We start from the raw sequence: 13,620 nt of genomic DNA on the forward strand, positions 1-13,620 counted from the left end.
TTATAGGAAACCATTACCTTGTAGTGCGCAACTTATGAAGTCACTGCTCAGGCCCGCACTACTCTTTACTGCAGGAAGCAAGTACAGACAATTTCTATTCAATAACTTAAATAGGCATGTGTTAGTTTAAAAACAAACGGCTAACCGATTGTCTGAATCTTCGTAACGCATGATGGGACGTTAAGAAAAATGATAATCATGGTTACAGCAGTAGCGGATTACACTACAAAACATCCCCCCCCTACATCATCCACGTCAAGTCAACATAGCCCTGGCTTTAGCCCACTCATCGCACGTTCTGATGTATTCAAAAAAGCTCTTCAAAAGAGCCATGATGCAATCATTAAATTCTTAGATGATGTATGGGTATACGAGAAGATGATAAAAGATGATTCAAGATCCAGATAGTGGGTCTCAGATCAAGCTCTTCTCATTATAGCTTGTGACTTCTATTTTTTGCATCCGCAATAACATGACGTTGATAAGTGTGCATCACAATCGCAGAGGAAAAAGTCAGCACCTGACTACGCCAATCAAAACCCCTGCTCAGCAATATCCATAGCGAAATAACTGAGAATTATATCTGCCCCTGCCCTCTTGATAGAACCTAGAGTTTCGCGCACGATTTGACGTTCATCAATGGCGCCAGCAGCAGCTGCAAATTTTATCATCGCATATTCGCCACTTACTTGATACGCTGCTATCGGCAAATAGGTTGCTTCACGTATATCGCGGATAGTATCTAAAAAAGCCCCCGCCGGTTTTACCATGAGGGCATCGGCCCCTTCCTGCTCATCTAGCAACGACTCACGAATTGCTTCTCGGCGATTCATCGAATTCATTTGATAGCTTTTACGGTTTCCCTTTAGGGTGGTGCCGCCGGCCTCACGAAACGGACCGTAAAATGCTGAGGCAAATTTGGTAGAATACGCCATGATTGCTGTGTCGGTAAAGCCAGCGCTGTCAAGGGCGGCACGTATCGCCTGGACCTGCCCGTCCATCGCTGCTGAGGGGGCGATAATATCCGCCCCGGCGCGCGCGGCTACCACGGCCTGACGTCCTAAATTCACCAAGGTTGCATCGTTATCAACCCAGTTATCGCGCACAACGCCGCAATGACCGTGGGTAGTGTATTCGCAAAAGCAAGTGTCAGACATTACGATCATCTCCGGTACCGTCTCTTTACAAATACGCACCATTCGTGCGACTAAACCATTCTCAAGCCACGTGTCGCTGCCCACCTCGTCTAGATGATGAGAGATACCAAAGGTGATGACTGATTGAATGCCAGCTCTAGCATAGCGATCGGCTTCAAAGGCTAGCCGTGCTTCTGGTATTCTGAGCACGCCCGGCATGGCGGACAAGGGCATATATTCGCTTACCCCCTCCTCGACGAATATCGGCAGCACTAGAGAGCTCAACTGCACCTCGGTTTCCTGGAATAAAGTGCGTAAAGCTGGTGTGCGGCGTAAACGGCGTGGGCGTAAAATCGGATAAATACCGGACATTTTTGCTCCTGAATGCGGTTAATTATTAGCTGTAACGGAATGCCGGAAAATTGGCACATGCGCGAGACATTGAGCTCTTCTGAAAAACAGTTGGGAATAACATCAAAGATGTTAAAAAGAGAAGATCTCTCTGTTGACGATAATGCTGTGCGCTGCTCAGCGCTAGCACCTATCATTGCGTGCTAATATAAGAAAGCGCATACTTTTATCTAATTTTAACTCACCATACTCTTAGGCCTAAGCAGCTCACTTAATCCCTCTGCTTTCAACTTACGCCGCATGCTGTTTTTTGGTTAATGCTTTTCTAGATTTAGTGAACGCTGAGGTTATTCCAATATTTGTCACGTCATCACAAAGTCTTATTCGGAAATTACTTGTATTGAAATGAACATCAAGAATTTAGTGAGCTTTTGTGTGAATACCTACTAATTGCACTTGAATCTGCTATCCCCACTGTACCGCCCGGTGGGCAGGAGCAGCATGTACTCATGTGTTTCTCTGGGCACGGCTTTTATTGAGTAAACGAAGGTTGGAAGCGAGTGAGTTGCTAGGGTAAGCTATTTATTCTTACGCGATGCGGATGCTGCGCGGCATTGCTAACAGCATAATTTTTTGCAGTACTTTGACCATACTCATAACCTGGTCTATCTGTGAATCATAAATCATGCAGCAAGCACATGAAATTTAGAAGTCTTTTATCTTCTCCGGTTCATTTATGGCCGATTAGATCACGCTTTTCAATCGTCTCATTACGCTCATGGCATTTACTGGCTAATATGTCGCAAGCATCTACGGCACGGTTAAGCAGTTTTATGATCTTCTCAATCGAAAAGCATCATAGTAACTCATGCGAACATGCATGGCCTGAAAACGATTCTCGTATTTTTTGGTAGGTTTTCATGATTACATTCAAGAGAAGCTCCCTGCGTTAAGTGTTACTGTTTTGCGATACATCACACAGCACGGCTAATGTAATGTATAGCGATGCCCTCTGCCATCGGGTGATTACGCCATACTATGCTTTTATCGATGCCATGATGAGCCACTGTGCGCGCCCTTTTGCTATAAATCGTCATGATTTTCTATACGAGTAATTTAATAGGTAATTGTACCGTGTGTTGACGTTTTTATCCTGACATGAATTTTTTATCGCGCTGAGCAAAGACTCGTCTTGGGTTTGGGGGCGCTATCAGCGTGATATTCTTATCAAGGAGGGCGCTTTCTAAGCAAAATATTCTCTGTAGCCATTTAAAGAAGCAGGGGCCGCTCTATCTATGCGGTCAGAAAACGCCGGGGTTAAGTGAGCTTTCTATTATTTAGAGGAGATAATAATTACTGAAAGTTTAGGTTGGCTCAACAAATCTTGATTGACAATATCACAGCAATCTTTTCTATAGTCTAGTCTTAGGATCACAGGCTTTATTTAATAAACCTGCCTCTATTGTCTTAATGAGGTAATAGTTATATCGAACATACTACGGTTTTCTGTATATGCAGGTTAATCATGCAGAAAGTATAGGGCCAAAAACTGCACAATGAAACGAACGTAAATTTTTATATTCAAGAGTAGCGCGGAGCGCATTATTTTTCAAAGGTGCTGACATTAACTAAAAAATCAAAAATCGTGCTAAGTTTTATCATCCTTCTCTCGCCGCTTCGTCTATTTTTGTATTCTATTTCTTTTTTATCTAGATTACGATTACCTATGATAAATTGGTGCGGTACACCAATCAGTTCTATATCGGCAAACATGACGCCCGGACGCTCTTTTCGGTCATCGAGCAGGACGTCAATACCCCTCGCTTGCAGTTGCTGGTAAAGCTCTACCGCTACCTCTTGCACCCGGTTGCATGTATGCATGTTTATTGGCAAAATTGCAACATTAAAAGGCGCTAAGGCTTCCGGCCATACAATACCGCATTTGTCGTGGTTTTGCTCAATAGCGGCTGCCACCACCCGGCTGATGCCGATACCATAGCAGCCCATTTTTAGCGCTTGGTTACGACCGCATTTATTCTGAATAGAAGCGTTCATCGCCTCTGAATATTTATTGCCTAGCTGAAAAATATGCCCGACTTCGATTCCGCGCTTGATTTTCAACAAGCCTTTGCCGTCTGGACTGCGGTCTCCGTCAATGACCTTGCGTAGGTCAGCCACCTCAGGCAACGGCAAATCCCGTTCCCAGTTAATGCCGAAGAAGTACTTTCCCTCGGCATTGGCGCCAGCGACGAAGTCACTCATAACCGCCACGCTGCGGTCGATGATCAGCGGTAGCGGTAAATTGACCGGACCAAGTGAGAGAGGATGCGCGCCAGCCACCAAACGGATTTCTTCGTCGCTGGCGAACTTCAGCGGGATGGCAACCTGTAGCAATTGTGTGGCCTTGGTATCGTTCAGCTCATGATCGCCGCGTATCATTAACGCCACGAACGAATGACCAGTGTCTTCGCAAGCGCGGACCAAGAGCATTTGAACGGTTTTTTCGACCGGAAGAGAGTATTTCGACACCAGTTTAGCAATGCTGAGGGTGTCGGTCGTGTCCACAAGCCGCATTGTTTCACTTGGGATAGCGCGCTGAGCGATAGGGACAACCGCCTCCGCTAAGGCAATATTGGCAGCATAGTCTGATACGGTTGAGAATACAATCTCGTCCTCACCGCTGTCGGTTAGCGCCTGAAATTCGTGGGATACGCTACCTCCGATAGCGCCGGCATCAGCCTGAACCACACGCACATCTAGTCCCAGACGGATAAAAATTGCGCTATAGGCTTGATGCATGGCTTCATAAGTAACCTGGAGCGATTCCTGGCTAGTGTGGAAGGAATAAGCGTCTTTCATTACAAACTCTCTAGAACGCATGATACCAAAGCGCGGGCGCGTTTCGTCACGAAATTTGGTTTGAATTTGATAAAATTTTAACGGTAGCTGCTTGTATGAGCTAACCTCGTTACGCATAAGATCGGTGATCACCTCTTCATGCGTGGGGCCTAGTACGAATGGGCGAGCGCTGCGATCGGTAAACCGAAGCAGTTCAGACCCGTACTGCTCCCATCGTCCGCTTTCCTGCCAAAGATTCGCCGGCTGTACTATCGGCATGATTATCTCAATTGCACCAACCTTGTTCATTTCTTCTCGAACAATATTTTCTACTTTTCGCAGCACGCGCAAACCGGTGGGCAGCCAGACATACAAACCGGATGCTAGCTGACGAACCATTCCAGCACGTAGCATCAGCTGATGACTCGCTGCTTCCGCATCAGCTTGGTTCTCCTTTAGGGTGGATAGCAAATATTGGCTAGTAAGCATGTCAGTGAAGTCCCACAAGAGTGGCATTTTGCCGTAAGCCTGCCGGTAGGCAGAAAAATTTTGAAAGTATTTTTAGTCTAGCTGCCTCCGTCAGCGTCTATAAGGAAAAAGACATGCATCCTCTTCTCCGCCATCTTTGCAAAGCCTGAGCATCAGATGCCGTACGGTAACAACAGAGGCCTGAGCCTTGCAATTGATCTATGGAGGTGCCCTCAATTGATCGTCTTGCTCACGCGCTAGTAAATAGCACTATTTAGCATTACCGCCGCTTAGCATACCTCCTATAACGCTATCAACAAGATTGCGATAAGATTTTAGGCAAGACGTTTCTTATTATACACATAAAAGTTTGTAAGGTCTAAAACCCGAGCGATCCTGTTGTAAACGTAAAAAACACTCTTAAGCGGTTCTAACTAAATATATAATGCAGTTACGTGTTCTAACCATCGCCATGGCATCATAGACTTACGAGAGATTAAAGTCATACCGACTTCAGTGATCGACAAGTATTGCCTTAAATAAAAATATGAGTATTTCAGAAAATCAATTCCGGCAAAAGACTCTGCTTTCTCGTTACTGCTATTATTTCCGACGCTTAGATGCTAATTATTAAGTATATGATTATGCTCATAAGATGATCTAACTAATATTACGTGCTCTAGAGTAGTAGGGTAAACCGCTTGCTCTGCTCCATCAAGCGCGAGCACGAGGTAACAATAACGTGTATCGTTAATCACCGTTAGCTAATACTTCTAGATTTTCTAGTTATGTTCTGTATTAAAGTTAGCAGAGCCACTGAATCATTAGTGCTGCTCCGAAATAAGCTGAAAAAGATAATTTCGCACCTCTCGCTGCCCAACACTACTGTCTGTTAATGCTATGCTGTAGATTTCTCAATAGATGTGCCTGACGCACGGCTCATTCTCATTCATCAAAAATGATCAATTTATTGCTATACACAACTCAATGAGTCATTGCATGGTATCTTGGTGTTGTTATTCATGAAAATAATTGTTTTTTCTGGTTCAGAAAAGCCTAATCGCACTATTTTGGCGGTAATGCTATAAGTATAATCTTAGCATTAATGATACTACTTAACCAGAATCTCAACGCCCCTGCATTGGGTGCCAGCGTGGTCATCTAGCCTATTCGAATAAAAAGTAGTAGACGGCGAGCTCTAAAAACAGTTTTCTCCGTTCCATTCAGCAATCGCTAACTAATCCAACCATACCGTCAAAGAATAATGGTACTTAACGGCATTGTCGTAAATAAACAGCAGGTAATTTTATACTCTTTCTTTGCCAGCGACACTACGCATGTGCATGCATGTAATGCGCTCAAGCAGCGATTACCTAAGCTTTATATTTAACCTGTCTACTCAGATAGTAACCCGCTACTACACCTACAGCGGATGCGCTGGGTGTTTATACTTTCAATCAAAGCGTTCTTAACCTGTATTAACCTAATGTTCAAACTTATCAATCTTCTGTGACAATACCTCGACTATACTTTTCTCAGCGAGTCCACAAAGACCTTTGCTATCAGTATCAAAACGCCCATATGTAGTCAACTTACCCATTGAGTCATTAACAGTAATCGAGTCTAAGCTTTTACTGAGGACTATATAAACGTTGGTAGTATCGGCTCTACAAGCATACACTGTAGCGTACGCCTCATCTTGCAGCGGGGAGGAGTGTAATACATGCCATGCAATGATCTCTTTGCCGATTTATCGCATACAGTGGCGCTGTTAACGCTCCCGCTCTAACAGAGTTGATAAAGTAAGGTGCTACAAGATCCGCATAGCACAGGCTAAAAATTATAGATTACCGTTATACTATTGCTATTGAGGCAGACAATACAGCCGCTTCTGCCAATGCATCACCGGGTATAATATTTGCTAGCCGTACTAATATCGTAACGGCATGGCGCTCAATGAAGCGGCTGTAATCATGACGAGGGCAAAGTGGGTTGATCTGCGATTCTCACAATAACTACAATTGCCATGCTCTACTTAACAGATGTTGATCTGCTCTTCGAAATTTACGTGACCGTCATAAGCAAGTAGCACTAAACGACCAGTAATACAATCGCTTGACTGCATAATGCTATGAGCGGCCTCCCAAAGCTTTCTGAATCATACAACAATAACTATCCTAATAGGCTACAGCATCCTTGGCTCTAGTATCTTCAACAAACCCTAGCAACCGGTTTTAGCATGATCGCGAATCATCTTGTGCTTCTGTAAAGTTTTAGTACAAAACGCTTGTCACCTTGGATTCACTATATTGTTGATGAAATCGAACTTCATAATATTACTTTAATAGCAATTAATCAGTACACTATACTAATAGTATAAAACATATCATTTCAAAGCAGATAGTATGCATTAAAACAAATATAATGTAATGAATCAATCATCAAGGCATCATAAGAGTGATTCGATACATTGGAAATATGGATATCAAGTACGATGATTGAATTTGAGTCGCATCGTCCCAACTCGGCTAAGAGTTAGACTTATACTTTTTTGCTTACTTTTATTATTACATTTGTGATTATAAAATATTTATATTTCAGGAAAAATAGATGTCACTACAGCAAGACATTATAGCGGCGCTAGGCGTAAAGCCGACAATTAACCCGGTGGCCGAATTTCGAATTAGTGTAGAATTTCTCAAAGCTTATCTGAAAAAACATATCTTCTTACGCACACTCGTTCTCGGCATTAGCGGGGGACAGGATTCATCACTGACCGGAAAAATGTGCCAGAGAACCATCCGTGAGATTCGCCAGGAAACCGGGGAAGTTGGCTACCGATTTATTGCCATCCGCCTTCCCTACGGGGAGCAGAAAGATGAAGCAGATTGCCAGGATGCAATCGCATTTATCCAGCCTGACCAAGTGGTTACTATCAATATTAAAGCCTCAATTCAGGCGAGAGAGACAACCTTGCGTAGGGCTGGTATCATGTTGAGCGATTACGCTAAAGGAAATGAAAAAGCACGCGAACGTATGCAGGTCCAGTACAGTATCGCCGCTATGACAGCCGGACTGGTGGTGGGAACGGATCATGCAGCGGAGGCGGTCACTGGTTTTTTCACTAAATACGGCGACGGTGGTACCGATATCAATCCCCTTTCCCGTTTAAATAAACGACAAGGACGCGCAATATTGCAGCACCTCGTCTGCCCGGCGCATCTGTATCTTAAAGAGCCCATCGCCGGTCTGGAAGAAGATCTCCCAGCAGTAACTGATGAAGCTGCGCTCGGGATCAGCTACGACATGATCGATGATTACTTGGAGGGAAAAATCATCGATACCGCCGCAGCGCACGTGATTGAAAACTGGTATCATCGCACCAAGCACAAGCGTCATCTTCCGGTAACGGTCTTTGACGACTTCTGGAAATAATTCGCTTCAGCTATACGCCAGCGTGTCTGCGTTTGATGCAAGTCGTTTCTCCGTCGACCTCTTATGAGAGCCGAAGTTGATAATTCTGCATATCATTAGCAGTTCCACACCGCGTGAGAGTTTCTGAATCAATATGATCTTAAAGAAAAGAACAGTTGAAGCGGCAGCTAGCTCAGCTTGAAATATTCATTTCAACAAATAATCTTTAATGAAAGCATCAGGCTTAAAATTACGCTGTCGCTCGCTAGTCATGCGTTTTTTACGTGGCTCCATGCGCTCGCAGTATCAATCCATGCATCAGTGATGTTTATCTAAGTATATTACTGATTTTAAACGGTGTGCCCGGTTTCAACTCAAAGAGACATTAACCACAGTAATAATGTAACGATAGTTCTTATGAATATCGCCTCAAACATCACAATGCGGTAATATTCTATATAACGTTCATAGTAGCACTAGACTGAAAGTTTTTAGTACAGGAGGGAGTCGCAGGGATCCGGTAAGATGGCAAAACGAAGAGTTTACGCAAGCCCCCAACTAGTTGTAACTAACACGATACATAAAATCCATTTCTGTCAATGTGCTCACAACAGCACTACGAACGCGCTGACACTGCTAGATGTAAGAAAGTAACGCTACTCTGTCATCTCATTCGGAGTATCTCGGCTGCAACCCCTGAACACGATACCTACGTTGCAGAATGCGCTTTTAAGATAGAAAATAAAGATAAACATTAATCGTCATCAAGGACACTTCCTGTTATGTAGAATAGGCCATAAAATATAAAAAAATAGATTTTAAAAGCAGCACTTTAGTTTTTTATAACATTTAAAAAATACGAAAGGCTTATCTCCACCAGCAGATTACTATCTGAATCAAGTATATTCCGATTAAAAACACTTCTTGTGGGTCATTGAAGTCTGCATGGTTATGATGCATGGGTAGGCGAGGTGATGGCGATGGTCAAAATGATGAAAAACAGATGATGATGTTAAAGATACGACATACCGTTCATCTTGAGTAAGATATAATCGCTTTAGCTTCCTATACAAAAGACTCTCGTTTATTCAATAACACATCTTTACTTTCAAAAAATCTCGCTGATTGAAGAACTTTCATGAGTAGACTGCTTGGTGGTATGCAACTATGTCTTTGGCATAAATACTGGCTTTTAAAATGAATATAGTATTCTAGGATGATAGTCCTCTACACTTTAATCTATTTAAAATACGCCTAATGCTAGTAGCTAGCTACCTGCTTTCACAGCTAGGGATAAATGCCGTTAAGGATATACATCGCTAATGATAAAGAGCTTTTAACAACAGGCTAGTTCAAACGGCAAGCGGTTCGGAACTAAACCGCGCTCACTATCTAGGGATAAAAAATGAATAGAGTAACGGGTTTTATGTCCGGACACTTGCGGGTAGAGTTGATACTCAACAGGGATGCGTACCCGGAGCAAATCCCCCTCTTCGGTGTTATTCTGGAAGAAGCCATTTAAACTAATTTGATGTTTAAAAGGTCCTGAATGGCGAACGATATCAAGGATGCAGCTTAGAGCTGCCTTAAGCGGATATAGTGTTTGTAACCAACCATCTACATGTGCGTCACGCTGCGGGAGATGTAGCCAAATATGAAGGGCAGGCAAGTCAAAACTACAGCAACCGCCAGGTATAGAGAGACGCTGGCGTACTGCGCCAATCAGTCGGTCCTCACGCAATGCTTGACCTAAGCGCGGGGCTGCCATCAGCATAGTGGCACGGCGCTTAAAATCGCTACGCAGGGCACTAACTCGGTCGCTGTCGACACCGGGCATGCCTTCCCATTTCAGCAATTTTTGCTGCTGTCGATCTAATTCCTTGAACATTTCACCGCGAATGGCTCCGCGCTCGAGAACTTCTAACAGATCGGCTAAAGTACGAAAAAACGTCTGCGCGTTAGCAATTTCGCTTAATGTCAGATGCTGATAGAGCTGCTGCAGAAGGAACTCTAACCGCAACCAAGTCCGCATATTTTCGTTTAATGGATGTTCAAACAATACCGTTGTCGAGCAAACGTCAGTCATAGTGATATGTCCTGTTGTCTTGCTAATGCCGCAAGCACAAGATAGCGTCGATGAAAAGTAGCAACCTGCTCCGTTAGCTCATCCGGGCGCCCACCATTATCAATAATATCGTCCGCATAGGCTAAACGCCGCTGGTGCGGGACCTGCGCGTCCACAATGTTTTCCACCTGATCGCGGCTAACGCCGTCCCGGGTGATCGTACGCCGGATCTGGACCTCGCGGTCCACATCCACCACCAGGACGCGATTAGCCCGCGTGTACAGTTTATGATCAACAAGCAAAGGAACTACCCATAACACATAAGGCGCAGGCACGAAGCATAACTGCTCTTCAGTTTGCTGTTTAATCAGCGGATGGAGCAAATTGTTAAGCCAAGCTTTATCTTTCTGATTGCTAAAAATACGCGCTCTGAGTGCTGAACGGTCAAGGGATCCATCCCCATTCAGCATCGCTGGACCAAAACGTTTCTGGATAAAACGCAAAGCTGAGCTATCCGGTTCAACCACTTCTCGTGCGATCACATCAGCATCTACCAGGGGCACACCGAGGGCGGAAAAAGCATTGGCCACCGTAGTTTTACCACTGCCAATACCGCCGGTCAGAGCAACAATATATTTCGTCACGTTCACTGCCTCACCCTGCAAAACTCCTCTTGCACAAGCACATTTAGTACCGTTGTATCGTACAATGAACAGCGTTCAGAGTCTTGCTCTAACTTTAATCGCGCGTATGATAGCAATACTAAAATAAGCACGTTGTATCCGATATTGATGAGTGACTCGTTGTCTTGTACCAGGAAATCCTATACGTATAGAAAATATGTTAAGTTAGGCTTCAAAAATACCCCGATCCAGCCAAAACGCTCCGAGCTGAAAAACCGCTCTGCTTTTGCACTTCAACGCCATCTTACCTTCAAGCATCCTGATATTTGCTGGTCCGGCGTGCCGGCAATCTCTGTAAACATGGATATAGTAGGCACGCTTAACATACCCGAGGAACGCGTCTACTTCGATATCCTAACTGCAAGTACACAAACATTATCAGGTCGATTAGTGGCGTAATTTTGTAGCTAAAGTCCCGGCATCGGCCCTAGGTCATCTGATGATATATTCCGGAACTTCTGTTTCCAACTCCGAGAAAATGAAGAAAATACCGACTTTCTCGCTATAGCTGAATTTTATCTGCATTGATATAGAGCTAACGGCTGTTCAGGGCATTTTTTGACCTGTATTGAAACAGCTTGAAATCCTGTCAGAATAAGGTCATTTGCGCTGAGAATATAGTCACAGGACAGATGCTAGGGGCGCGAATTCTCTCCTTAGGCAACAATATAGTTAAAGTTGGTATTCCTCCTAGTTCGGTCTGCGCTATGCGGGTCAAAACCGGCGTCGACTGTCCTCAAGTATCAGCATTCATGGAATATGCTGACAAAGCACGCGGTCCGGGTGGTTACATTGTTATCAGGAGATTTAACGAAAGCATTCTCGGCAGCGGTGGAGGGGACCGATTAGCGCACGAAGGGGGAGGAGCCCGAAGACTACCCCTGAATTGGCTGGTAGTCTATGCTAGATGGACGATCTTCTCGGCAGTCTTCGTGCTACCTATACCTATCTTGAGGAGACCCACTTAAGGGAGTTGGCAAAACGAAACACTTTTATTCGACTTTCTGAACAAGAGAACCTTGTGTTTAGCCATCCGCAGCCCTCCGACAGCGGACGCTATCGACTCGGTGTGCAGATAATATACTTTCAGGGGAATCTTTCTTCTGTGCCTTTCAGCTACCACGCACTACGCGGTAATATTTACTTACCTGTTGTTGTATTGTTTTTCGATTAACAATCCTGACCTGCTAGCTGGCTGTGTTCTTTCACAGGTTTATCAGCGTCGATGCCCTACCTACAAGGGTGTGTGCATAAACGTATTATCACGAATCTCTTTTTCTACAACATTAGAGCTTCACTTTTGAAAAATTTTAATAGATAATATCAGCATACACATTTCAGAGCACGCCGTAAAACCAAGTATTGTCTTATTGATAGCAGCAGGATTGCAGTTTTCATTGCAGTAGCATATGAAGCCCTTCAAGGGAGGGTCAAAAACTCAGAGTATGGAGCAAGAGCCATTTTGTCGCGTAGGGCACGATACATGCGAGTCTCTATGCTCATCAATTTTAAGAAAAAAATGAACGCCCCTCTCATTCCACAGACGCAAGAGGCACAGTTTTGACCCTATCGTACCATGCATGCAACCATGCTGGTATAAATGCGCATTTAATCAACAGTCAAATTCACGTAAAAACCTCCTCTTTCATAACTAGCTAAAAAAGTCATTTTCTAGTTCAACATACCCCAATGAGTCATCTTAATTTACATGTTCATAACGCTGCAGGGAGGAAAGGCAATGTTAAGCACTAAATCGCTTAACTACTGGTTTTACTAAATATTATTTGCATTGCGCGTTTACAATAACGCTACTAACGGTTCACGTGTCACGTGCCCTCTTGTTCGATAAAATCGCAGACCTGAATCTTTAACAGTGTTCTCGATCACTTTTTAGACATGAGCACATCAATAACCTGTCTGGTATTTAATCATACGCAGTTTGTTGTTCCCTAAAACAATGTAGCGCAGATATGATGACCTCCTGACTTTGAATCCATAGTGGTTCCGAATCTGAAAAACATCGGCAGTACGGTATTTCAGGATTCGAATAGTGGCAATAGTCTTAATATCAATTTTTTTGATCCCCTTCCGACTTACCTAGAAGATAAGGAAGATAGTGCGCAGCATTCTCTATAGAGAAAAATGATCATTTAGCGGAGCCTATAAAAACGGTAGAAGGACTTTTTCGATAAAAGTACTGTAGAACATTTTTTATCAATCAGCATGACATAACCAGCCCTTTTTGTCATGAATTCTCCGGCAAATGCAACTACACAACCACCATCGCGATCTATTTAGGTGTGCACTAACTAATATCCGCTCTTGCGCAGGATGTGTAAAATCCGCTAGCCGCTGAAACATACAATGTTTAGTTAATGATACATATGGCCATAGATCACCATGATCAAATTTAAGTCATGATTGACAGCAAAAAAGCTTGATAGCGCGAATAAAAGCTAAAGAAGCTTCACTCACAGGATATAGCTGTAACGTTAAATACATTTGATCTCATGTGCGTTTAGATCGGATAACGCTAGCACCACAGACCAAGCAAAGATAGTGTAATCTTTACTATAGCGTGCTCTTAAGGTCGTCTCTTATCATCAGTAATGATGACTCACTACCGCAATAACCGCTAGCAGTATTTACAATAATAACATGCATC

At 43.7% G+C, this 13,620-nt stretch carries 5 protein-coding genes and 1 pseudogene; 2 read left to right on the forward strand and 4 right to left on the reverse strand.

Annotated features, from left to right (window positions below):
- Positions 1-533: 533 nt before the first annotated feature.
- Together hemB and proS are read right to left on the reverse strand one after the other, a co-directional pair.
- On the reverse strand, positions 534-1,508 hold the full coding sequence (gene hemB / locus A359_RS01400) for a porphobilinogen synthase (RefSeq protein WP_014888032.1): 975 nt from the start codon (positions 1,506-1,508) through the stop codon (positions 534-536).
- A gap of 1,581 nt (positions 1,509-3,089) precedes the next feature.
- Positions 3,090-4,814 carry a proline--tRNA ligase gene (gene proS / locus A359_RS01405; protein ID WP_044104477.1) on the reverse strand — a complete coding sequence of 575 codons (1,725 nt, stop codon included), beginning with the start codon at positions 4,812-4,814 and terminating at the stop codon, positions 3,090-3,092.
- A gap of 2,589 nt (positions 4,815-7,403) precedes the next feature.
- Between proS and nadE the strand changes: the two genes are divergently transcribed.
- Positions 7,404-8,228, forward strand: coding sequence for an ammonia-dependent NAD(+) synthetase (nadE, locus tag A359_RS01415; protein ID WP_014888035.1), 825 nt, complete (start codon positions 7,404-7,406; stop codon positions 8,226-8,228).
- Between the two features lie 1,315 nt (positions 8,229-9,543).
- On the opposite strand, the gene zapD is transcribed toward nadE, so the two are convergent.
- On the reverse strand, positions 9,544-10,293 hold the full coding sequence (gene zapD, locus A359_RS01420) for a cell division protein ZapD (protein ID WP_014888036.1): 750 nt from the start codon (positions 10,291-10,293) through the stop codon (positions 9,544-9,546).
- Positions 10,290-10,916 (reverse strand): dephospho-CoA kinase, encoded by a 627-nt coding sequence (coaE, locus tag A359_RS01425; protein WP_014888037.1) that lies wholly within the window; start codon positions 10,914-10,916, stop codon positions 10,290-10,292. The genes zapD and coaE overlap by 4 nt, the downstream gene beginning before the upstream one ends.
- Before the next feature lie 147 nt (positions 10,917-11,063).
- On the opposite strand from coaE, the pseudogene A359_RS04550 reads away from it, so the two are divergent.
- Positions 11,064-11,991 (forward strand): annotated as a pseudogene (locus tag A359_RS04550) (IMP dehydrogenase); the annotation flags it as partial.
- Positions 11,992-13,620 lie beyond the last annotated feature (1,629 nt).

Origin of the sequence: secondary endosymbiont of Ctenarytaina eucalypti, from assembly GCF_000287335.1 — a bacterium.
Taxonomy (GTDB): domain Bacteria; phylum Pseudomonadota; class Gammaproteobacteria; order Enterobacterales; family Enterobacteriaceae.

Coding starts and splice junctions, on each gene's coding strand:
- hemB (WP_014888032.1), bottom strand. CDS start 1,508: ATGTCCGGTATTTATCCGATTTTACGCCCACGCCGTTTACGCCGCACA.
- proS (WP_044104477.1), bottom strand. CDS start 4,814: ATGCTTACTAGCCAATATTTGCTATCCACCCTAAAGGAGAACCAAGCT.
- nadE (WP_014888035.1), top strand. CDS start 7,404: ATGTCACTACAGCAAGACATTATAGCGGCGCTAGGCGTAAAGCCGACA.
- zapD (WP_014888036.1), bottom strand. CDS start 10,293: ATGACTGACGTTTGCTCGACAACGGTATTGTTTGAACATCCATTAAAC.